This window comes from Actinomadura luteofluorescens (assembly GCF_013409365.1).
Classification (GTDB): Bacteria; Actinomycetota; Actinomycetes; order Streptosporangiales; family Streptosporangiaceae; genus Spirillospora; species Spirillospora luteofluorescens.
In genome coordinates this window covers 1,205,404-1,227,445 of record NZ_JACCBA010000001.1, presented here as the reverse complement: position 1 = coordinate 1,227,445, position 22,042 = coordinate 1,205,404, and the positions used below count along the sequence as shown (strand labels likewise).

Annotated in this window: 20 protein-coding genes; 5 read left to right on the top strand and 15 right to left on the bottom strand. The window is 72.7% G+C overall.

The genetic code is table 11. The features are described from left to right. Positions 1-4: 4 nt before the first annotated feature. The 6 genes from BJY14_RS05395 to BJY14_RS05370 form a co-directional block, all read right to left on the bottom strand. The gene (locus BJY14_RS05395) at positions 5-826 is read right to left on the bottom strand and encodes an SAM-dependent methyltransferase (protein ID WP_312878988.1); all 822 of its coding nucleotides are present in this window, start codon (positions 824-826) and stop codon (positions 5-7) included. Between the two features lie 87 nt (positions 827-913). Continuing rightward, positions 914-1,663: an FkbM family methyltransferase gene (locus BJY14_RS05390; RefSeq protein WP_179842595.1), complete on the bottom strand. Its 750-nt coding sequence runs from the start codon at positions 1,661-1,663 to the stop codon at positions 914-916. A 99-nt stretch (positions 1,664-1,762) separates the two neighbouring features. After that, a complete protein-coding gene (locus tag BJY14_RS05385; protein WP_179842594.1) occupies positions 1,763-2,911 on the bottom strand; it encodes an acyl-CoA dehydrogenase family protein in 1,149 nt (382 codons plus the stop codon). 3 nt (positions 2,912-2,914) lie between these two features. Further along, positions 2,915-3,841, bottom strand: coding sequence for a hydroxymethylglutaryl-CoA lyase (locus tag BJY14_RS05380; RefSeq protein WP_179842593.1), 927 nt, complete (start codon positions 3,839-3,841; stop codon positions 2,915-2,917). 2 nt (positions 3,842-3,843) lie between these two features. Continuing rightward, on the bottom strand, positions 3,844-5,781 hold the full coding sequence (locus BJY14_RS05375) for an ATP-binding protein (protein ID WP_179842592.1): 1,938 nt from the start codon (positions 5,779-5,781) through the stop codon (positions 3,844-3,846). An 8-nt stretch (positions 5,782-5,789) separates the two neighbouring features. Continuing rightward, positions 5,790-7,403 (bottom strand): carboxyl transferase domain-containing protein, encoded by a 1,614-nt coding sequence (locus BJY14_RS05370; protein WP_179842591.1) that lies wholly within the window; start codon positions 7,401-7,403, stop codon positions 5,790-5,792. A 77-nt stretch (positions 7,404-7,480) separates the two neighbouring features. Here BJY14_RS05370 and BJY14_RS05365 point away from each other — a divergent pair, with 77 nt between their 5' ends. Next, entirely contained in the window at positions 7,481-8,140 is a 660-nt protein-coding gene (locus BJY14_RS05365) for a TetR/AcrR family transcriptional regulator (RefSeq protein ID WP_179842590.1), read from the top strand. A 174-nt stretch (positions 8,141-8,314) separates the two neighbouring features. Here the strand turns inward: BJY14_RS05365 and BJY14_RS05360 are convergent, their stop codons facing one another. Both BJY14_RS05360 and BJY14_RS05355 read right to left on the bottom strand, forming a co-directional pair. Continuing rightward, positions 8,315-9,688, bottom strand: coding sequence for an extracellular solute-binding protein (locus tag BJY14_RS05360; RefSeq protein WP_179842589.1), 1,374 nt, complete (start codon positions 9,686-9,688; stop codon positions 8,315-8,317). A gap of 13 nt (positions 9,689-9,701) precedes the next feature. Then, positions 9,702-11,825: a hypothetical protein gene (locus tag BJY14_RS05355; RefSeq protein ID WP_218905121.1), complete on the bottom strand. Its 2,124-nt coding sequence runs from the start codon at positions 11,823-11,825 to the stop codon at positions 9,702-9,704. A 240-nt stretch (positions 11,826-12,065) separates the two neighbouring features. Between BJY14_RS05355 and BJY14_RS05350 the strand changes: the two genes are divergently transcribed. Both BJY14_RS05350 and BJY14_RS05345 read left to right on the top strand, forming a co-directional pair. After that, positions 12,066-13,613, top strand: coding sequence for an AMP-binding protein (locus BJY14_RS05350; protein WP_179842587.1), 1,548 nt, complete (start codon positions 12,066-12,068; stop codon positions 13,611-13,613). A gap of 76 nt (positions 13,614-13,689) precedes the next feature. Next, positions 13,690-15,015, top strand: a complete 1,326-nt coding sequence (locus BJY14_RS05345) for a chromosome segregation ATPase (RefSeq protein WP_179842586.1) — start codon at positions 13,690-13,692, stop codon at positions 15,013-15,015. A gap of 110 nt (positions 15,016-15,125) precedes the next feature. Here the strand turns inward: BJY14_RS05345 and BJY14_RS05340 are convergent, their stop codons facing one another. The 4 genes from BJY14_RS05340 to BJY14_RS05325 all read right to left on the bottom strand — a co-directional run bounded on the left by BJY14_RS05340 (position 15,126) and on the right by BJY14_RS05325 (position 18,817). Beyond that, on the bottom strand, positions 15,126-15,812 hold the full coding sequence (locus BJY14_RS05340) for an adenosylcobinamide amidohydrolase (protein ID WP_312878986.1): 687 nt from the start codon (positions 15,810-15,812) through the stop codon (positions 15,126-15,128). Further along, entirely contained in the window at positions 15,809-16,579 is a 771-nt protein-coding gene (locus tag BJY14_RS05335; protein WP_179842585.1) for an ABC transporter ATP-binding protein, read from the bottom strand. The genes BJY14_RS05340 and BJY14_RS05335 overlap by 4 nt, the downstream gene beginning before the upstream one ends. After that, entirely contained in the window at positions 16,576-17,613 is a 1,038-nt protein-coding gene (locus tag BJY14_RS05330) for a FecCD family ABC transporter permease (RefSeq protein ID WP_179849179.1), read from the bottom strand. The genes BJY14_RS05335 and BJY14_RS05330 overlap by 4 nt, the downstream gene beginning before the upstream one ends. 286 nt (positions 17,614-17,899) lie before the next feature. Then, positions 17,900-18,817: an ABC transporter substrate-binding protein gene (locus BJY14_RS05325; RefSeq protein WP_312878985.1), complete on the bottom strand. Its 918-nt coding sequence runs from the start codon at positions 18,815-18,817 to the stop codon at positions 17,900-17,902. 279 nt (positions 18,818-19,096) lie between these two features. Between BJY14_RS05325 and BJY14_RS05320 the strand changes: the two genes are divergently transcribed. Further along, positions 19,097-19,708 (top strand): TetR/AcrR family transcriptional regulator, encoded by a 612-nt coding sequence (locus BJY14_RS05320; protein WP_246395810.1) that lies wholly within the window; start codon positions 19,097-19,099, stop codon positions 19,706-19,708. Then, a complete protein-coding gene (locus tag BJY14_RS05315) occupies positions 19,705-20,082 on the top strand; it encodes a VOC family protein (RefSeq protein WP_179842584.1) in 378 nt (125 codons plus the stop codon). The genes BJY14_RS05320 and BJY14_RS05315 overlap by 4 nt, the downstream gene beginning before the upstream one ends. Here the strand turns inward: BJY14_RS05315 and BJY14_RS05310 are convergent. From BJY14_RS05310 to BJY14_RS44895, 3 genes are all read right to left on the bottom strand, one after another. Next, entirely contained in the window at positions 20,069-20,974 is a 906-nt protein-coding gene (locus tag BJY14_RS05310; protein ID WP_179842583.1) for an LLM class F420-dependent oxidoreductase, read from the bottom strand. The genes BJY14_RS05315 and BJY14_RS05310 overlap by 14 nt on opposite strands. 165 nt (positions 20,975-21,139) lie before the next feature. Continuing rightward, a complete protein-coding gene (locus BJY14_RS05305) occupies positions 21,140-21,487 on the bottom strand; it encodes a hypothetical protein (RefSeq protein WP_179842582.1) in 348 nt (115 codons plus the stop codon). Positions 21,488-21,753: 266 nt separating this feature from the next. Continuing rightward, entirely contained in the window at positions 21,754-21,900 is a 147-nt protein-coding gene (locus BJY14_RS44895) for a VOC family protein (protein WP_246395808.1), read from the bottom strand. Positions 21,901-22,042 lie beyond the last annotated feature (142 nt).

Below are 22,042 nucleotides of genomic sequence, written 5' to 3'. Positions count from 1 at the left end.
CGGGTCAGGGTTTGCGGGCCAGCCCGCCGTACATGGACACCTGACTGTCGTCGATCGCGCGTGCCCTCTCGTCCGGGCGCCAGCGGTGGACGGGGACCACGCCCGGGGCGAGGAGTTCCAGGCCGTCGAAGAGGGCCGCCACCTGCGCCCTGGTACGGCCCTTGGACCTGATCCCGCGCGCGTTGTACTTCTTCACGGCGTCCCCGACCTCTTCGGGCGCGCTGTCGATGGTGATCGTGGAGAGCGCGAGGAAACTGCCCGGCGCGAGCGGCTCCAGGAGCCGCCGGACGACGTCGTGCGCCCGTTCGTCGTCGTGGACGAAGTGCAGGACGGCGATCAGGCACAGCGCCACCGGCTCGCCGAAGTCGAACGTGGCCCGGACCTCGGGCGAGGACAGGATGGCCTCCGGGTCGGCCAGGTCAGCGTGGATGTAGCGGGAGCGTCCCTGCGGGGTGCCGGTCAGCAGGGCGCGGGCGTGCGCCAGCACGATCGGGTCGTTGTCGACGTACACGACGCGGCCGGACGAGTCGACCTCCTGGACGACCTCGTGCAGGTTCGGGGACGTCGGCAGCCCGGTCCCGACGTCCAGGAACTGCCGGACGCCGCACTCGGCGGCCAGGTGGCGGGCGACCCGGACCATGAAGTCTCGGTTGGCCCGCACGGAGGTGCGCATGTACGGGGCGACCCTGACGACCTCTTCGGCGGCGTCCCGGTCGGCGGCGTAGTTGTCCTTGCCGCCGAGCAGGTAGTCGTAGACCCGGGCCGAGTGGGCGACGTCCGTTCTCAGGTCGGCGGACGTCGGTTCACGGACGGTCTTGTCCGGCACGTTGGGCCCCCGGTGGCTCGGCGTGCTGGCCTGCACCAGCATTAGTAAGTCTTGTTATCTAATCGGATGTCCTTCCCGGCGTCGACGCTATCGGCCGGATTCGCGGAGGCGGGCGTAGATGTCTCCCGACCGCCCGCGCGGCCGGATCCTCTCCAGCCGCCGCCGCAGTTCGGCCGCGTCGAGCCAGCGGGGGCTGGCCAGCCGCATGGTCTCGATGGGGGAGTAGTTGTAGGCGTAGTCGCCCAGCCGGTCCACGAGGTCCAGCGCCTCCAGGGCGGCGTCGTGCGCGGACGGCACGTACTCGAACGACAGGGCCGGCAGCGGCCGGGACAGCCCCGCCAGCACGTCCGCCTCGAAGCCCTCGACGTCGATCTTGCAGAAGGCCGGCACGCCGTGCACGGCGATGAGCTCGTCCAGCGTGGTCACCTCGACGCCGACCGAGCGGTCCCAGCGGACGCGGGCGAAGCCGCGGTCCGTTGTCACCGCCTTGATCCAGCCGGGCGACATCGAGGACACCGTGGGCGTCGCGGTCGACAGGGCCAGGCGCGCCCTGCCGGGCTCGGCGCCGGCCGCGCCCGGGACGAGGGCCACGCCGCGGTCGCGGCCGAAGAACAGGCGCAGGACGCGCAGGCAGTCGGGCTGCGGCTCCACCGCGACGACGCGCGCCCCCAGCCCCCGCCACACGCGCACCCGCCCGCCCACGTGCGCCCCGATGTCGAACCCGACGTCGCCGGGCCCGAGGAACTGCCCGTAGAGGCGCGACGCGCGCCGGTGCCGGCCCGGAATTCCGTGGTACATGACCAGTGAGCGAGCGATCCCGTAGGCGCGCAGCAGCATCCGCCGACCTTACCGCGCCGGGCCCGGCGACCGGCGGAACTCCGCACGTGGCGCGGGGGCACGTGGGGCCGGCCCGGCGGCGTCCGGGCCGGCCGGACGTCAGGACGGCGGCAGGCCGAGGGCGCGGGCGATCAGCATGCGCTGCACCTCCGAGGTGCCCTCGCCCACCTCCAGGATCTTCGCGTCGCGGTAGAAGCGTCCGACGGCGTACTCGTTCATGAAGCCGTAGCCGCCGAAGACCTGCGTGGCGTCGCGGGCGTTGTCCATGGCGGCGTTGGAGGCGACCAGCTTGGCGATGGCGGCCTCCTTCTTGAACGGCTCGCCCGCCAGCATCCGCGCGGCCGCCGCGTAGTAGGCGAGCCGGGCGGTGTGCGCCCGGGTCTCCATGTCGGCGATCTTGAACTGGATGGCCTGGTAGCGGCCGATCTCCCTGCCGAACGCCTCCCGCTCGCGGACGTAGCGCAGGCACTCGTCCACGCAGCCCTGGGCGAGGCCGACCGACAGCGCGGCGATCGCGATGCGCCCCTCGTCCAGGATGCGCAGGAACTGGGCGTACCCCCGGCCGCGCTCGCCGACGAGGTTCCCGGCCGGCACGCGGACGTCGTCGAACGACAACTCCCGCGTGTCGGACGCCGACCAGCCGACCTTGGAGTACTTGCGCCCGACCGTGAAGCCCGGGGTCCCGTTCGGGACGATGATCGTGGAGATCTCGTCCTCGCCGGTGAACGCGGTCACGGTCACGAACGCGGTGATGTCGGTGCCGGAGTTGGTGATGAACGACTTGGACCCGTTGATCACCCAGGAGTCGCCGTCCAGCCGGGCCGTGGTGCGCATGCCGCCGGGGACGTCCGACCCGCCGCCCGGCTCGGTCAGCCCGAAGCCGGCCAGCCGCTCGCCGGAGGTGAGCAGCGGCAGCCATCGCTCCTTCTGCTCCGCGGACCCGAACCGGTAGATCGGCATCGCGCCCAGCGACACCCCGGCCTCCAGGGTGATCGCGACGGACGAGTCGACGCGCGCCAGCTCCTCCAGGGCGAGGCAGAGCGTGAAGTAGTCGCCGCCCATGCCGCCGTGCTCCTCGGGGAACGGCAGCCCGAACAGCCCCATCTTCCCCATCGCGGCGACGATCTCGTAGGGGAACTCGCCGCGCTCGTACAGGTCCCCGATCACCGGGGCGACGCTCTCGCGGGCGAACCGCTCGACCGTGCGCCGCAGCTCCTCCTGCTCCTCGCCCAGCGTGAAGTCGATCATTGGCTACTCCGATTCAGGTGACAGGGCTTGCACTACGCGGGACGGACTGGGACGGCCCAGGCGGCCCGCCATCCAGCGGCTCGTGGCCACCAGCCCGGCGAGGTCGACGCCCGTCTCGACGCCGAGGCCGTCCAGCATCCAGACGAGGTCCTCGGTGGGCAGGTTGCCGGTGGCGCTCTCGGCGTACGGGCAGCCGCCGAGACCGCCCGCCGAGGCGTCCACGACGGTGACGCCCGCGCGGAGCGCGGCGAGGGTGTTGGCCAGCGCCTGCCCGTAGGTGTCGTGGAAGTGGACGGCGAGCCGGTCGGTGCCGATGCCGGCCTCGCCCAGCGCCTCGATGAGCGCGGTGACCAGGCCGGGCGTGCCGACGCCGATGGTGTCGCCGAGGCTGAGCTGGGAGCAGCCCATGTCCATCATCCGGGACGCGACGGACACGACCTGCTCGACGGGGACGTCGCCCTCCCACGGGTCGCCGCACACCATCGACACGTAGGCGCGCACCCAGAGGCCCTCGGCGCGCGCCCGCTCCACGACCGGGGCGAACATCGCGAGGGACTCGTCCACGGTGCGGTTGAGGTTGCGGCGGGCGAACGTCTCGGTGGCGCTGCCGAAGATCGCGATCTCGGTGACGCCGTTGGCGAGGGCCCGGTCCAGGCCCCGCTCGTTCGGCACCAGGACGGGATACCGCAGGTGAGGGGAGCGCGGCAGGATGTCGAGCAGCTGCTCGGCGTCGGCCAGCTGCGGCACCCATTTCGGGTGGACGAAGCTGGTCGTCTCGATCGTGCGCAGCCCCGCGTCCGCCAGCCGGGTCACGAACTCCGCCTTGACCTCGGCGGGGACGACCGCCTTCTCGTTCTGCAGCCCGTCCCGCGGCCCGACCTCGTAGATCGTGACCCGCTCGGGCAGGCCGGAGAGGGGAACCACCGCCACCGTCACGCCTCCTCGATCACGGCCAGCACCGCGTCGAGGGCGACCTGCGCGCCCGCGCGGACCGGCAGCTTCGCCACGACGCCGGCGAGCGGCGCGGTGACCGTGTGCTCCATCTTCATCGCCTCGACGACCACGAGCGGCTGCCCGGCCTCGACGCGGTCGCCCTCGGCCGCCTTGACCGCCAGGACCGTCCCGGGCATCGGACTGCGCAGCACCCCGTCGCCCGCGGCGCCGGCGTCGGCCCCGCCCTCGGCGCGGACGTGCTCGCCCAGCGCCCACGCGTGCCCGTCGCGGCCGAGCCACAGGGTGCGCCCGTCCCGGGCGCTCGCGAACGAGGTCGTCCTCCCACCGTAGGTCAGCGTGAACGGCCTGGTGAGGGACGCGGCGACCGGCGGCTCGCCGCCGACGGCGACGCGCGCGGACGCCGCCCTGCCCTGCACGCGGACCTCCACCGGGTCGCCGCCGGACGGGGTGATGATCCACGGCGCCCAGGCGTGAGCGCCGGGCCGCCACCCGTCCGGGACGTCCCACGGGTCGTCGCCTGACTCCAGGTCGAGCATCCGCTCCAGCGCGGCGGCGGCGAGGACCTCGGGCGGGACGGCCGTTCCCGCGACCAGGTCGTCCAGGGCGCGCTCGACCAGGCCGGTGTCGAGGTCGCCGGAGACGACCGAGGGGTGCCGCAGCAGCGCGCGCAGGAACGCGACGTTCGTAGGGACGCCGAGCAGCGTGTAGGACGCGAGCGCGCGGTCGAGCCTGTGCAGCGCCTCGGCGCGGTCGGCGCCGTGGACGATGACCTTGGCGAGCATGGGGTCGTAGGAGCCGCCGACCTCCGTCCCGACGTCCAGCCCGGAGTCGACCCGCGCGGCCTCGGGCTCGGCGAGGGCGAGCACCCGCCCGCCCGTGGGCAGGAAGCCGCGCGCCGGGTCCTCGGCGTAGACGCGGGCCTCGATCGAGTGCCCGTCGAGGCGCACGTCGTCCTGCGTGAACGGCAGCGGCTCTCCCGCGGCCACCCGGAGCTGGAGCTCGACCAGGTCGAGCCCCGTGACGAGCTCGGTGACGGGGTGCTCGACCTGGAGCCGGGTGTTCATCTCCATGAAGAAGAACTCGTCGGGGCGGTCGGCCGAGACGATGTACTCGACCGTCCCGGCGCCCACGTACCCGACGGCCTGCGCGGCGGCGACGGCGGCGGAGCCCATCCGCTCGCGCGCGGCGGCGTCCAGCAGCGGGGACGGCGCCTCCTCGACGATCTTCTGGTGCCGGCGCTGGAGGCTGCACTCGCGCTCGCCGAGGTGGACGGCGCCGCCGCGGGCGTCGGCGAAGACCTGGATCTCGATGTGCCGCGGGTTCTCGACGAACCGCTCGGCGAGCAGCGTGTCGTCGCCGAACGAGCCGCGCGCCTCCCGCCGGGCGGACGCGATCGCCTCCGGCAGGTCCGCGGCGTCCCGGACGAGCCGCATGCCCTTCCCGCCGCCGCCCGCGGACGGCTTGAGCAGCACCGGCAGCCCGACCTCCAGCGCCGCGGCCTCCAGTTCGGCGTCGGACAGGCCGGGCTCGTCCCGCCCGGGGACCACGGGGACGCCGGCCGCCGCGACGGTCCGCTTGGCGCGGATCTTGTCGCCCATCGCGTCGATCGCGCCGGGCGGCGGTCCGATGAACACCAGCCCCGCCTCGCCGCACGCCTTCGCGAACGCCGTGTTCTCGGCGAGGAACCCGTACCCGGGGTGCACCGCCGACGCGCCGGCGTCGCGGGCGGCCGCGATGACGGCCTCGATGTCCAGGTACGAGGGGATGAGCAGTGCCTCGTCCGCCTCCCGTACGTGGCGCGCCAGGGCGTCGGCCCCGGTGTGGACGGCCACGGACCGGATACCGAGCCGCCGCAGCGTGCGGAACACGCGGACGGCGATCTCCCCGCGGTTGGCGACCAGGACGCTGTCGAACATCAACACCCTCACATCCGGAAGACGCCGTAGCCGACCGGCTCCAGCGGTGCGTTGGCCGCGACCGACAGCCCGAGCCCGAGCACGCGCCGGGTGTCGAGCGGGTCGATCACCCCGTCGTCCCACAGCCGCGCCGTGGAGTAGTACGGGTTGCCCTGTGCCTCGTACTGCTCGCGGATCGGCGCCTTGAACCCTTCCTCGTCCTCGGCGGGCCACTCCTCGCCGCGCGCCTCCATCTGGTCGCGGCGGACGGTGGCGAGGACGCTCGCCGCCTGCTCGCCGCCCATGACCGAGACGCGGGCGTTCGGCCACATCCACAGGAAGCGCGGCGAGTACGCCCGGCCGCACATCGCGTAGTTGCCGGCGCCGAACGAGCCGCCGATGACGACGGTGAACTTCGGGACGCGGGCGCACGCGACGGCGGTCACCATCTTCGCGCCGTGCTTGGCGATGCCGCCCGCCTCGTACTCGCGCCCGACCATGAACCCGGTGATGTTCTGCAGGAACACCAGCGGGACGCTGCGCCGGTCGCACAGCTCGATGAAGTGCGCGCCCTTCTGCGCCGACTCGCCGAACAGGATGCCGTTGTTGGCGACGATCCCGACCGGGTGCCCGTGGACGCGCGCGAACCCGGTGACGAGCGTCGCGCCGTACTCCTTCTTGAACTCCTGGAAGCGGCTGCCGTCGACGATCCGGGCGATGACCTCGCGCACGTCGTAGGGGGTGCGCGAGTCCGGCGGGACGATCCCGTACAGCTCGGACGGGTCGGCGGCCGGCTCCTCGGGCGGCGCGACCTCCCACGGGCGCGGCTCGCGCGGACCCAGCGTGGCGACGATGTCGCGGACGATCCGCAGCGCGTGCGCGTCGTCCTCGGCGAGGTGGTCGGTCACGCCGGACGTGCGCGAGTGCAGTTCGCCGCCGCCGAGCTCCTCCGCCGTCACGACCTCGCCGGTGGCGGCCTTCACCAGCGGCGGCCCGCCGAGGAAGATCGTTCCCTGGCCGCGGACGATGACGGCCTCGTCGCTCATCGCCGGGACGTAGGCGCCGCCCGCCGTGCAGGAGCCCAGCACCGCCGCGATCTGCGGGATGCCGCGGCCGGACATGGTGGCCTGGTTGTAGAAGATGCGGCCGAAGTGCTCGCGGTCGGGGAACACCTCGTCCTGGCGCGGCAGGAACGCGCCGCCGGAGTCGACCAGGTAGAGGCACGGGAGGCGGTTCTGCAGCGCCACCTCCTGCGCCCGCAGGTGCTTCTTCACCGTGACCGGGTAGTACGTGCCGCCCTTGACGGTGGCGTCGTTGGCGACGATGACGCATTCGCGGCCGGAGACCCGCCCGACGCCGGTGATGATCCCCGCGCCCGGCGCCTCGTCCCCGTACATGCCGTTCGCGGCCAGCGGCGACAGCTCCAGGAAGGGCGAGCCGGGGTCCAGCAGCGTGTCGACCCGGTCGCGGGGCAGCAGCTTGCCGCGCGCCACGTGCCGCTCGCGGGCGCGCTCGGGTCCGCCGCGGCCCGCCCGGTCGACGCGGTCGCGCAGCTGCGCGACGAGCGCCTCGTTGTGGGCGGCGCTCGCCTTGAACGCCTCGCCGCCGGCGTCGGCGTGCGAGCCGATCTCGGGTCCGCTCATGACCCCCCTTCCCGGTTAACGCTCATTAACAATGCTGATGTTAACGGTCGTTAACAACTCTAGTCTAGACTGGGCGCATGACGTCGCATCCGGCCGAGGCGCCGCCGGGCCCGCCCAACCCGCGCCGGGCCGAGATCCTCGGCGCCGCCGCCGAGCTGTTCGCGCGCCGCGGCTACCACGGGGCGTCCATCGGCGACCTCGGCCGGGCCGTCGGGCTCACCGGCCCCGCCCTCTACCGCCACTTCAGCGGCAAGGAGGCCGTCCTCGCCGAGATGCTCCTCGACATCAGCGAGCGGCTCCTCGCCGAAGGCCTGCGGCGCGCCGCCGAACCCGACCCGGGGCGCGCCATCGACGCGCTGCTGAGCTGGCATATCGCGTTCGCCCTCGACAACCCCGCGCTGATCACCGTGCACGAGCGGGAACTCGACAACGTCCCCGAGCCGCAGCGCCACCGCATCCGCCGCCTCCAGCGCGCCTACGTCGAGGAGTGGGTCGCCGTCCTGCGCCGCCTCAGCCCCCGGCTTCCGGACGAGCGCATCCGCGCCGCCGTCCACGCCTGCTTCGGCCTGCTCAACTCCACCCCGCGCAGCGCAGCGCAGGGCCTCGACCGCGCCGCGATGGCCGACCTCCTGCACGGCATGGCCCGCACGGCCCTCGCCGCCGCGGACTCCCACCTGCCGGACACAGCCTCTCCGGACGGCCGGGCAGAGAAGGCGCCGGCCGCCGACCGGGGCTAGGGTCTGTCTCGAAACCGCCTCGGCCTTGCCGCGCGAACGCGTGACCTGGCAGGTGGAGCGAAGCCGGAGGCGAGCGGAACCGGGCAGATCGCGAAGCGATGCCGCGTTCGCCCAGGCTCGGTCACGTAGCGAGCCGCCAGGCGAGCGCAGTGGGCCGGGGCTTTGAAACACTGCCTAGCAGGAGGCCGTCTGGCCGTCCAGCGAGCGGCGCACCGCGCGGGCGAACGTCCGCTCACCGACGGGCTTGTTGTTGATCATCTTCACGACGCAGCCGCGGAACGTGCGGCTGAACGTGCTGTAGTGAGCCGTCACCGGCCGCGGTGACGCGCCGGGCAGGGCGGTCACGATCGCCCGGCCGAGCTCCTGGAGTTGTTCGTGGTCGAGGACATGCGTCTCATCCAGGCCGGTCATGCTCTTGTCGAGTTCCGAGCATTTGGCGATCGGCCAGTTCTCGGGAACCTTCTGGCCGGGCCGCAGGCCGAGCGCCGAGTAGCGGGCGGGGGCGAGCCCACCACACGCGAAGAGCTCTTTCTGGTTCTTCACTTCGGTGAGGAACTTGACCAGCCTCTCGGCATCGGCGGCGTGGGGGGAGCGCTTCGCGACGGCGAGGTTCTGCCCGCCGAGAACGGTGCGGCCGGGCAGGGCGCTCACCTCGAACCTCAGACCTCCGTCCTGCTGCATCTGCGGCTCGGCGGCGAGTGTCGAGAACGCGTAGGGCCAGTTGCGCATCAGGCGCGCAGTTGAGGAGCGGGCCTTCTGCGAATTGGAGGCGAACGCGTCGATGCTCTCTCGCTCGTGATACTTCCGTGCCTCGAGATCGGGCTTGACCCTCGTAGCGAATTCCTCCAGTGCCTGGTAGACGTTCTCACGGAGGTATTTCTCGCCCCGACCGCCCTCTCCCATGAAATCGGCGCCTCCGCTGTTCCACACCCTTTCGAGTGCGTTCACGGTCAGGCCTTCGTAGTCGGCGAGCTGCATGATGACAGGGGAGTCGATGAGACGAGCCCATGAGTCGGGCTGTTCCGTTTTCGTCGGCATGTCGGTACGGCGGTAGAGCAGCCCGACGTCCACGTTGAACGGGACGGCGTAGAGATCGCCCTGCCACATACCGGTCCGGAGCGCGTTGGGGAAGAAGTCCTCCGGGTCCTCGGGATCGTCGAGGGGACGCAGGTACCCGCTCTCGGCGAACTGCGCGGTCCACGTGTTGTCCATGATCAGTACGTCGTAGGCGCAGCCGCCGGACTCCTCCATGGCCTTGATCTGGCTGTGCTGCAGGTCCGTGGAGTCCGACACCTCGACGAGCGTGGCGTGCCGATGCTCCTCGTTCCACTGCGAGATGAGCCTGCGCCGCTCGTAGTTGAGGCTGATGTCCGTGCCGCCCACGACGAACAGTTCGCTGTGCTCGCACTTCGAGGACAGCGGGGTGTAGGAGGAGGCCGGGTAGAGGAGTCCGGCGGCCCCGGTGAGCAGCGCGACCACCGCCCCGACGGTGAAGAAGATCCAGGACCGGCCGTGCGGCCGGACGGGGAAGCGCGGCCAGGAGGTCATCCTCGCGCTCCCCTCATGCTCGCCCGCCCCATCTGAGGTCCGACAGGATTCTCGCGGCCTGGGTCGCCTCCGGCGCGTCGTCGAGTTCCACGCAGGTCCCCGCGCGGTCCGGAAGCGAGGCGACGATCTCGCGGACGGGGGTGTCCCCGCAGGTGGCCGGTCCCGTGAGTACCACGGTCAGCCGCAGGCGCCCGTCCGGAGCGTGCCGGCGGAAGAAGTCGGACAGGCGTGCCGTGCGGGAGTCGAGCCCCGGGGTGCTCCTCGGGCCCTGCCCGTCGGTGAGCAGGACGATCTCCTGCTTTCCCCGGGCGAGATCGGTCGCCTCGACGATGTCGTCGAGCGCCGTGTCCCTGCCGGTCGCCGACATCGCCTGGAGGTTCCTCATGATCGTTTCCTTGTTCGCGGAAGCGGCGTTCTGCTCGACCCGGAAGCCGCCGAGCCCGATCGAGGGGGACGTGGCCGAGAACTGGAGGTCCACCCGATCGGTCGACTGGAGCTGGGACACCAGGCTCTGCAGGACGGCCGCTCCGCGACCGAGCCGCGAGCCGCCGTTCCCGCCGGAGGCGCTGCCCATCGACGTGGACGCGTCCACCATGAGATGGATCGAGCTCTTGGGGCGCGCGTTCTTGATCCGATCCAGGATCTCCTGAAAACCCGTCCGTCCGGGGTAAGGCACTTTCTTCGGCAACTTACTGTATTCCAGGAAAGTCTGAATGTTTGGCAGCGTGTCGTTCTCCTTGTCCTCCGCGGATGCCGAGGGCGCCTTGCCGGAACGGTCCCGGAACCCGCGCATGGTCAGGGGATTGTCCTTCAGCCAGCGCCGGAACTCGTTGACGGCGGCGTTCCGCTCCTCCGAGTCCTGTCCCTGCCAACGGACCTTGACGAAGGGGTAGTCGAGCAGTGGCAGGTCACTTGCGTAGTGCGGATACAGCTGCCATTTCCTGTACTTCGGATCCCGGTCGAGGAGGTCGACCCGGTGGCAACGGTCGTCATCGCCGAGCGTGAAGCCCATGTCGTAGTCGAAGAGCACCTGTTCGGGAGCGATCACCGCGACGTCGTCCGGAGGCCCGTCGCCGGACGCGGCCATCTGGAGCCGGAAGCGGCACAGCAGCGACACCGCGTCCGGGGTGACGAGGTCCGCGGGCTCGGCGAACCGCTCGGCCTCCGCGGCCTCCGCGTCTCCTGCACTTGTCGGGCCGTACAGCACGGGCGTCACCGCCAAGGCGGCTCCCGATGTCTCCGGGACGGGGCGGGCGATATTGCGGAGCCGAACGCCGGCATCCGAAATGGTTTTCAGCAGGTCCTCGGTCGAGGAATTGATGGGATCCGTACGCGAGTCGGCCACGGGCGCGTTGGCCTTGGGGAACAGCGCGAGTACCAGTGGCGACGTTCCGAGCGAGCCGCAGAGTTCCAGGCTGTGGGTATCGTCATCGGGATGCTTCGCCGTAGGCGGACAGGACCGGGTCAGGCGTCCACTCTCGGAGACGGCGGAGTGCGAGACGTACTCGTACTCGGCGGTTGACGACGGGATCCAGATATCGGGCTGCGGGCCGAAGAGCTGCTCGTTCTCCGCCGACACGCTGCTCCGCCACAAGCGGGCGAATCCATCGGAGAGCGCGACCGGGCCCGGCTCCGGGACGACGGTCACGCTGTACTTGCGGCAGCCCCGTTCCCCCGTGTCGCGCTCGAAATCCTGGGCCGCCCCGCGCAGCGCCGTAAGCGAGTCCTGGGCGGTCAGCATGCGCAGTTCCAGCGGCTGGCCGCACGGCCGCGCGCCCTCCCACAGGTTGTACGCGCCATAGCCCGCGAGAAGGACCAGGGCCATCGTGGCCGCCCCGGCCAGCGTCCACGCGGTCGCGGGCGCGGTCAGGCGCAGCGCCTTCCACGTCCACTCCAGAACGCCGTGCATCGTGCCGGGAATGACCGCGAACAGCAGGACGGTCGCGAGCATCACCGTGGCCATTGTCGCGAGTGCGTTCCACCAGGAGAACGCGTCGAAGACTCTCAGGCCGCCGCTGATGACGAGGGTGCAGCAGAAGTCGATCAGCAGACCCTGGAGTATCCGCTCGGGCCACTCCTGCGGCTCGTCCCGGCGTCCGGAATTCCGGGACCCGTCACCGTCGTACGGTCCGCTCATTCATGCCCCATCGCCGCGCAGGTATCGACTTGTCGGCCCCCCGGCAAACGCGACCTCATGATACGTAGCCCGATGCGGGGCGTCATGGAATGTGACTGACCGGGGTCGGCCGATCTTGCTGGACCGCCGCCGGGGCGGACGCCGCCGTCGGCCGGGGCGCCCTTGACGGGGCCGGCGGAGGATCGGTCGTATGGAACCGAAGACCATTCGGTCGTCGGGCCCGGACCAGAGGAGAGCCGTATGGGCGTCGAGGGTGTCGGCTTCTACGAGATCGCGCGCAACGACCCGGACCGTCCCGCCGTGCTGGCCCCCGGCGTGCCGATGTCCTACGGCGAACTGCACGCCGAGGCGAACCGGCTGTCCAACGCACTGGCCGGGCTCGGGCTGGGTCCCGGCGACACTCTTGCCACCGTCCTCGGCAACCGTCCCGAGTTCCTGACCGTCCTGCTCGCCGCGCTCCAGTCGGGCCTGTACCTGGTCCCGGTGAGCCGCCACCTGACCGCACCGGAAATCGGCTACATCCTGGGCGACAGCGGCGCGAAGGCCGTCATCACCGAGAGCGCGCTGGCCGAGGCGGTGGCCGACGCGGCCGGCGAGGCGGGCGTCCCGGCCGAGGGACGGGTGAGCGTCGACACCGGCGACGGGTACCGCTCGATGGCCGCGCTCTGCGCGACCGGCAGCGCGGAACCGCCCGCCCGGCGGCGCATGGGTTCGGTGATGCTCTACACCTCCGGGACGACGGGACGGCCGAAGGGCGTCCGGCGGCCCCTGCTCGACATCGCGCCCGAGGTGCTGATGGACATCATGCGGCGGACGCTGGCGCGGCACCTCGGGCTGGAGCCCGGCGACGAGGTGCACCTCGCCGTCGGGCCGCTCTACCACTCCGCGCCCTGCGTCCACGCGATGATGGCGCTGAACTTCGGCCACGCCGTCGTCGTCGCCCCGCGCTTCCACCCCGAGCACACCCTGGAACTGATCCAGCGGCACGGCGTCACCAACACGTTCATGGTGCCGACGATGTTCCACCGGATGCTGGCCCTGCCGGACGGCGTCCGCGCCCGGTACGACCTGTCGACGCTGCGGCAGGTGTACCACAGCGCCGCGCCCGTACCCGTGGAGACGAAGCAGAAGATGATGGAGTGGCGGGGGCCCGTCCTCTACGAGTACTACGGCTGCACCGAGAGCGGCCCGGTCGTCGTCGCGACCCCGCACGAGTGGCTCGCCCGTCCGGGGACGGTCGGGCGCGCGGTCGACGGTGTGCAGATCAAGATCCTCGATCCCGAGGGGGCCGAGCTGCCGCCGGGGGAGACCGGCCTCATCTACGCGGCGGGGCAGCCCGGCTTCGAGTACCACGGCGACCCGGCCAAGACCGCCGCCGCCATGCGGGACGCCTACTACACCCCCGGCGACCTCGGCCGCCTCGACGAGGACGGCTGGCTGTACATGAGCGACCGCCGCACCGACCTCATCATCTCCGGCGGAGTCAACGTCTACCCCGCCGAGATCGAGGCCGTCCTGCTCCAGCATCCGGCGGTCGGCGACGTCGCCGTCATCGGCGTCCCGGACGACGACTGGGGGCAGCGCGTCGTCGCGCTCGTCGAACCCGCCGGGGACGCCGAGCCGGGGGAGCGGCTCGCCGCCGAACTGCTCGCGCACTGCGGGCCCCGGCTGGCGAGGCTGAAGCACCCCCGCCGCCTGGAGTTCCGCGAATCGCTGCCGCGCACGCCGTCCGGCAAGCTCAGCCGCCGCCGCGTGCGGGAGGCCTACCTGCGCGAACACGGGGACTGAGCCGCCGGGACGGCCGGGGCGCAACTCGTCGCCGAGACCGTCGAACGCCTCCGGGCCGCCGTGCGTACAACGGCACATGGAAGACCAGAAGGTCGCCCCGTTCGACAACGTCGCCCCGACCCCCGCCGCCCCGACGCAGACCGACCTTCCCGTCATCACCGACCCCGCCTCCTACGCCGAGCGAGAAGATCCGGCAGGCCCGCGCGGGTCCTCCGCCGCGCTGCCCGACGCCCCGCCGGCCGGCGCGGCGGAGACGCCGGCCACCGAAGACGACCGTGCCGGGATCGCACGCCTCGGTGACCCGGTCGCGGTCTGGCCGTGCGCCGGCTGCGGACGGCCCGTGCCGCAGCCGGTGCGCGGCGCCCGCACCGTCCGCTACTGCCAGGACGGCGACGGCGCGTGCGAGCGGGCCGCGCGCGAGAGCCGGGAGCGCGGGCTGGAGTCGCCCGGCCTCACCGGCCAGGTCGCCTGGACGTGGGAGATGGTCGACCGGCTGGAGGGCCTCGCCGACCGGCTCGCCGGGTCGCTGATCTCCGAGCTGAGCGTCGCGGGCGTCGAGCGGCGGATCGCCGAGGCCCGCGCCGAGGCCGCCGGGCTCGTCGCGCTCGCGCAGCGGGAGCGCGACGCGTCCCAGCGGCAGGCCGAGGTGGCGTGGCGCGAGACGGCCACCGCCCGCGCCCGCGCCGAGGCCGCCGAGCAGGAGGCGGCGTCCGCCCGCGCCGAGGCCGAGCGGCTCGCGGCCGAACGGGACGCCGCGCGGCGGGAGCGCCAGGAGGCCAAGGACGACGCCGACGGCGCGGGCGCCGCCCGCCTCGCCGCCGAGCGCGAACGCGACCGCGTGGCCGCCCGGGAGGGCGAACTGCTCGCCTCCCTGGAGAGCGCCCGCGCCGAACTCGTCACCCTGCACGGGCGGCTGTCGGAGGCCGAGACCCTCGTCGAGGGGCAGCGCGTCGAGGCCGCCGCCGCGACCCGCGCCGCCGAGGACCTGCGCTCCGCCGTCCGCGACGCCGAGGCCAAACGGGGGCAGGCCGTCGCCGACCGCGACCAGATCCAGGCGCGGGCCCGCGAGCTGGAGCAGCACAACTGGCAGCTCGGCCGCGCCACCGAGGAGCTGCGCGCCGCGGTGCGGGCGCTGACCGCCGAGCGGGACGCCGCCCGCGCCGAGGCCGATCGCGCGCGCCGCCGCGTCGACGCGCTCACCGCCCTGTCGGAGGGGCGCGCGGACGGCCCGGCCGGGCCGCGCCCGGTCGTCGACCGGGAACCGCCGACCGGGCTGCACTCCCTGCCGCCGATGAACGGGTCCCTGCTGGACGGCGGCGACCCGCTCGCCACCGACCCCCTGCGCCGCAACGGATACGGACACGGGGGGCACAACGGGCATCGTCTTCCTCACGCCGGCTGACCGTCATGCCGGCCGCGCGACCCACAGGGAGGAGGTGAGGCCCGACCCCCCAACTGCACTGGCCCTGAGACCGGCCGCCGTACCGCACCGGGGTGGTACGGCGGCCGGCCCTAGCCGCGCGACTCCAGCCGGGCGGCGTAGTCCAGGGCCCCGGCGCGGACGGCGGCGTGCACGGTGCGGGCGATCCGTGCGCCCCAGGTGGAGCGGGGCCCGGCGAAGACCTCCGGCGTTCCGCCGGTCGCGGCCGCGACGCAGATCGCGTCGGACGCCGTGCCCGTGCACGGGAAGCCCGCTTCGAGCAGCGCCTGCGTCTTGGCCTCGGTGGCGGTGACGACCGCGTTCACCAGTGCCGCGTCGCTCAGCGCGACGGGGACGGCGACCACGATGTTGATCGTCCCCGGCCTGTGGGCCCGCGTCCCGTCCCCGTCCAGCGGGGCCAGCTCGGCGTCGGGCGTCCCGGCGGGGGAGGCCGCCCAGGTCGGGACGCGCAACCCGACCGTCGCCGACACGCTCACGCCCTCGCCGTCCCGCCGCACCGTGCGCGCCACCGAGGCCGCCGTGAGCATCCCGACGCCGGGCCCCTCCAGCTCTTCCGCCGCCGCGAGTTCGGCGAGGTGCGCGACCGGGTCGGTGCGCGCGTAGGCGCCGGGCACCTGGGCGTTCAGCACCCAGCGGGCCGGGCCGATCCCGCCGCCCAGCATCGCCGAGGAGATCATCCGATGGCCGGCGCCGGCCCGCCACACCGTCGAGGCGAGCCGCCTGCCGTCCTCCACCCGCCACACCGTCTCGAGGTTCACGGACGCTCCAGCGACAGGATCGGCCGGCCGCCCGGCCCGGGGGTGACGCTCACGCGGGCGTCGAAGTGCTCCTCGACGGCGTCGCGGGTGAGGACCAGGCCGGGCGGGCCGGACGCGGCCACCCGTCCGCCGGAGATCAGCACGAGCCCGTCGGCGTACTGCCCGGCGAGCGTCAGGTCGTGGATCGTGGTCACCACGGTCAGCCCGTCCGACAGCCGCAGCCGGTCGATCAGCTCCATCACCTGCTGCTGGTGGCCGATGTCGAGCGCGGTCGTCGGCTCGTCCAGCAGCAGCACCGAGGTCTGCTGCGCGAGGGCGCGGGCCAGCACCACCCGCTGCCGCTCACCGCCGGAGAGGTGGTCCAGGGGGCGGTCCGCGAACGGCGTGAGGCCCAGCCGGTCGAGGACCTCTCCGGTGATGGCCCGGTCGCGGGCGCTCTCCCGGCCCAGATGCGGCACGTAGGGGGAGCGCCCGAGCAGCGTGTAGTCGTACACCGTCATGCCCGCCGGAAGGTTCGGGCTCTGCGGGGCGTAGGCGACGAGCCGGGCACGCTGCCTCGGCTTGAGCGACTGCAGGTCCGCGCCCGCGAGGGTGATCTCGCCGCGGGACGGCACCAGGCCGAGGACCGCGCGCAGCAGCGTCGACTTCCCCGCGCCGTTCGGCCCGATGACGGCCGTCCACGAGCCCGCCGGGACCTCCACCGACACGCCCTCCAGCACCTGCCGCCCGCCGAGCGCGACGTCCAGGGCCCGCACCGAGACGGTCACGTGTCCACCTGCCGGCGGGACGCGCGCAGCACCACGACGAAGAACGGCCCGCCGACGAACGCCGTCACCACGCCGAGCGGGAGCTCCCCGGGCCTGATCACCGTCCGCGCCACGAGGTCGGCCACCTCCAGGAACGCCGCGCCGCCCAGCAGCGACAGCGGCAGCACGATCCGGTACGACCCGCCCGCCAGCCGCCGCACCACGTGCGGGACCACGATGCCGACGAACGCGATCAGCCCGCTCACCGCGACCGCCGACGCCGTCGCCAGCGACGCCGCCACCAGCACCGTCAGCCGGACCCGCGACGCCGACAGGCCGAGCGAGGCCGCCTCCTCGTCGCCGACGCTCAGCACGTCCAGCAGCCGGCCGTGGGCGAGGAGCACCACGGTGGAGACCAGCGCGTACGGGAAGACGAGCGCCAGCTGGTGCCAGTCGGCCGACCCGACCCCGCCGAGGATCCACGAGTAGATCCGCTGCAGTTCCTCCGCCCGCATCTGCTGGATCAGCGTCTGGACCGCGGCGAGGAACGACGACACCGCGACGCCGGCCAGCACCAGCGTCGCCGTCCCGTTCCCGCGTCCCGCCGCGGCGCTGCCGAGCAGGTACGCCAGGGCGACCCCGCCGATCGCGCCGACGAAAGCCGCGAGCGGCACCGCGTACCCGGGGTCGCCCGGCACCAGCGCGATGACCAGCGTCGCCCCGACACCCGCCCCCGCCGCCGCGCCCAGCAGGTACGGGTCGGCGAGCGGGTTGCGGAACACGCCCTGGTACCCGGCGCCCGCGACGGCGAGCATCCCGCCGACCAGCGCCGCCATCAGCGCTCGCGGCACCCGCAGCTGGAACAGCACGTTCTCGTCGATGACGCCGAGACCGCTGTCGACGTGCACGAACGGGATCCTGTCGGCCAGCGCCTTCAGGACCCCGCCGACGGGCAGCCCGGCCGACCCCACCAGCACCCCCGCCAGCAGCGTCGCGCCGAGCAGCCCGACCGCGACGGCCAGCGGCAGCGGCCGCAGCCTGGCCTGGCCCCGCAGGCCGTGCGGCGCGCCGGCACCGTCCAATGCGGCGACGCTTGCGAGACGCGTCCGCGCCTTGGCGCGGCCGCCGGAGATCTCGGCCGCCTGCCCGGAGACGTCCTCGGAGTCCGTGCGGGCGACCTGGAGATTGGCGCTTTCGCCGTCGTCCGGCCCCCGACCGGAGACGTCCTCGGGACCTGTGCGGACGTCCGGGGACGTCCCGGCCGCGTCCTCAGGATCGGCCGGGACGTCCCCGGTGTGCGGTCGGCGCCTGCTCACGGGCGGGCGCCCTCGGCGGCAGCGGTCACTGAACCTTCTGGACCGCGTCGCCGATCGCCTTGACGAACTCCGTCAGGCGCGGCCCCCAGCGGGAGGCGATGTCGTCGTCCAGCTCCACCACGCCGTCGTGCCCGACCGCGTCCAGGTCCGACCAGCCGGGGCGCTTGGTGAGGGCGGCGGCGTTCTGCCCGCAGCACTTGGTGTCGGCCAGGAAGATCAGGTCCGGGTCCTGCTTGAGCAGGTACTCCCGGGACAGCTGCGGGTAGCCGCCGGAGGCCTTGTCCGCCTTGTCGGCGATGTTCTGGAGGCCGAAGAGCCCGTACACCTGGCCCGCGAAGGTCTGGGAGGTCACGGAATGGAGCTGGTTGTCCAGCTCGTGGTAGTACGTGAGGCCCTTGGCCTTGGACGACGCGGCGACCGTCTTCTGGATGTCCGCGCGCATCCCGTCGGTGACCTTCTTGGCCTCGGCCTCGTGCCCGGTCGCCTTCCCGAGATCGCCGATCTCGTCGTAGGCCTCGTCCAGGTTCTTCGCCGCCGGCTCCAGCAGGACCGGGACCTTCACCTTCTCCAGCGACTTGACGATGCCGTCCATGTCGTCGGACAGCACGACGAGGTCCGGCTTGTGGGTGATGATCGCCTCGGCGTTCGGCTTGAAGCCCGACAGCTTCGTGCGCGGGGTGCCGGCCGGATAGTTGGAGTAGTCGTCCACCGCGACCACCTGCGGGCCGGCGCCGATGGCGAACAGCGTCTCGGTGTGGGTGGGGGAGAGGGAGACGATGCGCTTCGGCTTGGCCGGGACGTTCACGGCCCCGTTGGCGGCCTGGACGGTGACGGCCTTCCCGTCCGGCGTGCCGCCGGACTTGCCGTCGTCGTCGCCGCATGCGGCGGCGAGCGTGACGACGCCGATCGCCATCACCGCGCCCAAGGTGCGTACGGGTCTCACAGGAGCCTCCTGGCTGGTGCAGGGAAGCCGCGGCCCGTCATGACGGATCGCCCTTCCACGAGGTCGACAATCGTCGGCGCGCGAGGAGGCGACCTGGCTCGGCCACTTCGAGAGGGGCACCACAGTTGCGGGACAGCGCCGGATTTTCCACCGGACTTCGCTCCTGGCGCGCAGCATCGCAACGGTATCAGCCACCGTATGCTGATCTGTCGGGTTGTGCGGAGTGAGTACTCACTTCGATGTTGACGGAGTGAGTACTCACTCCGTACCGTGGCGGGCATGGAGGACAAGAGCCGCCGGCGCGCCCCCGGAATGAGCCCGGAGCAGCGCCGCGAGATGATCATCCGGACGGCCCTGCCGCTCGTCGCCGAGCACGGCATGGCCGTCACCACCGCGCAGATCGCCCGCTCCGCCGGCATCGGCGAGGCGACGATCTTCCGGGTGTTCGCCGACAAGGACGAACTGCTGGACGCCTGCGTCGCCGAAGCTCTGCGGACCGACCACGTCCTCGCCGAGATCGGCGCCATCCCGCTCGACCAGCCGCTGCCCGCGCGGCTCGCCGAGGCCGCCGCCGCGATCGACGCCTACCTCGCCCGCATGGGCCTGGTGATCGGCGCGCTGCACGCCACCGGGCGCCGCGAACCCGGCGCCGGCGAACCCGGCCCCGACCGCGCCGCCGCCATGACCCGCACCCGCGAGGCGCTCGCCGAGCTGTTCGAACCCGAACGGGACCGGCTGCGCCTGCCCGTCGAGCAGATCGCGGGCCTGTTCATGGGCTTCGTGTTCAGCCGCGCCCGGCCCGCCGCCGGCCCCGAGACGCAGCCCCTCTCCGTCGAGGAGTACCTGGACGTCTTCCTGCACGGCGCGCTCAAGGAAGGAACCGCCGCATGACGATCACCCTGAACCACACCATCGTGACGGCCGCCGACAACGACGAGGCCGCCCGCTTCTTCGCCGCCGTCATGGGCCTTGAGTACACGGGCCCGCACCCGCACGCGCGGCACTTCGTCCCGATCCGCGTGAACGACGGCCTCACCCTCGACTTCATGACCGTCGCCTACCCGCAGGGCCACCACCTGGCCTTCGACGTGGACGCCGCCACCTTCGACACGGTCGTGGACCGCCTCGACGCGCGCGAGATCCCCTACGGCGACGAACCCGCCCACGCCGACAACGGCCGCGTCGACGAGAACCACCCGCTCGGCGGACGCGGCCTCTACTTCTCCGACGCCAGCGGCAACCTCTACGAACTCATTTCGCCGTGACCGTCTTCAGGAACTCCCGGGTGCGCCGGTCGCCCGGCACGTACTCGGCGGCGACGAAATCGGTGACGCCCGCCTCGGACAGCTCCTCCAGCTTCGCCGCGACCGCGTCCTCGTCCCCGACGACGGCCAGGTCCTTCGGCCCCTCCACGCCTTCCCGGTCCATCATCGCCCGGTAGGACGGCAGCACCCCGTACACCTCGAACGTCTCCGCGGCCTGCTCCCGCGCGCGCTCCACGTCACCGGTGACGCACACGGGCAGGACGCACACGACCCGCGGCGCGCCGCGTCCGGCCGCCTCGGCCGCCGCCGTGATGGTCGGCACGATGTGCTCGCGGACGGTGACGGGGCCGGTCATCCACAGCACCGTCCCGTCCGCCCGCTCCGCCGCCAGCTTCAGCATCTTCGGGCCGAGCGCCGCCAGCACCAGCGGCACCCGCCCCTCGTTCGGCACGCTCAGCCCGATGTGGCCCCGCAGCGTCTCGCCCGTGAAGGCGGCGTTCTCCCCGTTGAGCAGCGGCCCCAGCACCGACAGGTACTCGTCCATGTGCCGCAGCGGCCTGCCGAAGTCGTACCCGTACATGTCCTCGATGACGATCTTGTGGGACAGCCCGACGCCGAGCGTGAAGCGCCCCCGCAGCGCCAGCGCGGTCGTCCTCGCCTGCTGCGCCAGCACGGCCGGGTGCCGCGGATACGTCGGCACGACCGCCGTCCCCAGCTCGATCCCGGGCACGCCGCTCCCCGCCACGGCCAGCGCGGTCAGCGCGTCCACCCCGAAGATCTGCGACATCCACGCCGAGGAGAACCCGTCGTCCGCCGCGCGCCGCACGTCGTCGGCCAGCTTGCCCAGCGCCTCCGCGCCGCCCCGCTCGTTGAGCAGAACCCCAACCCGCACAAGGACCTCCCAGAGAGCCTTACATGACCTTCCTACCTAAGCGCCCCGCCCCGACGGCCACAAGGCGGACGCCCGGCAGGCCCGGCAACGCGGAAGATGCCAGGCCCCCCACGGGCGCTCAGGGCGGGCGGGAAGGCGGTCGGCGACTCTGGAAGACGGTGGTCTTCACCGCCCTTGGTTAGGGGCGTCGGGTTTGTCGTCGTGGGGGGCGTGTTGTCGGGCCAGTTTTCTGTCGTTGTCGGCCCATCGGCGGTGGCGTGCCGCTGACTGCAGGTGCAGCTCGGCTTCTTCGGGATGGACCGTGGCCATCTCCTCCAGGAGCAGCGCGGCGCGGTCGTGGGCTCGCGCCGAAGAGACCATCGCCTGCTGCGCGTACTCCTCGGCCTCGCGCCTGCACGCCGAGGCCGTCGCAGAGGCTTCGGGAACGTCCGGCAGCCGCGTTGTCGCTCCGCCCTCGCCAGCGCGCCGCGTGCGGCGTGCCTTCACCTGAAGCGTGCGCTCTTCGCTGTCCATACCAGCCAATCCGACGCCAAAGCCCGTCGACCAACCAGCCCACCAGACACGTTCGATTTCTACCCAGCACCCTGTCCTTTCAGCCCACTACGGCGGACACATACCTAAATCGTCATTTCCCTGTGGGTGGCCTTGGGGTTGCTGAGGCGCGGGGCCACGCGCCGGGCGAGATGCGGGCCGGGGCGGCCGAATTGCGGATGTTGACGTTCGTCGCGTCCTTGTGACCGTGGCGGGGGCAGGAAAGGAGCCGAGTTTGGTGTGGAACGTCAGTGCTGGCCCAGGTAGAAGCGGCTCCCTTGGTCGTCGGTGCATTCGGAGGTGATCCCGTAGGGCTGCCGGGCAGGGGCGGTCGCGGTGCCGCCGGCCTCCCGGGCGCGGGCGACGGCGGGCTCGATCTCGTCGACCGTGTACATGGGTGATCACCACGGGACGGTCGGCGCCGCCGTACATGCCGGTCATGGGGCGGACCTCCGTTCCGCCGAGGCGGACGCTCCAGCCGCCCGGCGTGTGGCCCGGCGCGAACTCCCAGTTCAGCACTTCACCGTAGAAGGAACG

What these genes read in the sequence shown, in the direction of transcription:
- BJY14_RS05305 (WP_179842582.1), bottom strand. Translation starts at nt 21,487, where the DNA reads ATGGACAGCGAAGAGCGCACGCTTCAGGTGAAGGCACGCCGCACGCGG.
- BJY14_RS05385 (WP_179842594.1), bottom strand. Translation starts at nt 2,911, where the DNA reads ATGATCGACTTCACGCTGGGCGAGGAGCAGGAGGAGCTGCGGCGCACG.
- BJY14_RS05390 (WP_179842595.1), bottom strand. Translation starts at nt 1,663, where the DNA reads ATGCTGCTGCGCGCCTACGGGATCGCTCGCTCACTGGTCATGTACCAC.
- BJY14_RS05350 (WP_179842587.1), top strand. Translation starts at nt 12,066, where the DNA reads ATGGGCGTCGAGGGTGTCGGCTTCTACGAGATCGCGCGCAACGACCCG.
- BJY14_RS05375 (WP_179842592.1), bottom strand. Translation starts at nt 5,781, where the DNA reads ATGTTCGACAGCGTCCTGGTCGCCAACCGCGGGGAGATCGCCGTCCGC.
- BJY14_RS05320 (WP_246395810.1), top strand. Translation starts at nt 19,097, where the DNA reads ATGGAGGACAAGAGCCGCCGGCGCGCCCCCGGAATGAGCCCGGAGCAG.
- BJY14_RS05355 (WP_218905121.1), bottom strand. Translation starts at nt 11,825, where the DNA reads ATGAGCGGACCGTACGACGGTGACGGGTCCCGGAATTCCGGACGCCGG.
- BJY14_RS05345 (WP_179842586.1), top strand. Translation starts at nt 13,690, where the DNA reads ATGGAAGACCAGAAGGTCGCCCCGTTCGACAACGTCGCCCCGACCCCC.
- BJY14_RS05315 (WP_179842584.1), top strand. Translation starts at nt 19,705, where the DNA reads ATGACGATCACCCTGAACCACACCATCGTGACGGCCGCCGACAACGAC.
- BJY14_RS05365 (WP_179842590.1), top strand. Translation starts at nt 7,481, where the DNA reads ATGACGTCGCATCCGGCCGAGGCGCCGCCGGGCCCGCCCAACCCGCGC.
- BJY14_RS05370 (WP_179842591.1), bottom strand. Translation starts at nt 7,403, where the DNA reads ATGAGCGGACCCGAGATCGGCTCGCACGCCGACGCCGGCGGCGAGGCG.
- BJY14_RS05360 (WP_179842589.1), bottom strand. Translation starts at nt 9,688, where the DNA reads ATGACCTCCTGGCCGCGCTTCCCCGTCCGGCCGCACGGCCGGTCCTGG.
- BJY14_RS44895 (WP_246395808.1), bottom strand. Translation starts at nt 21,900, where the DNA reads ATGTACACGGTCGACGAGATCGAGCCCGCCGTCGCCCGCGCCCGGGAG.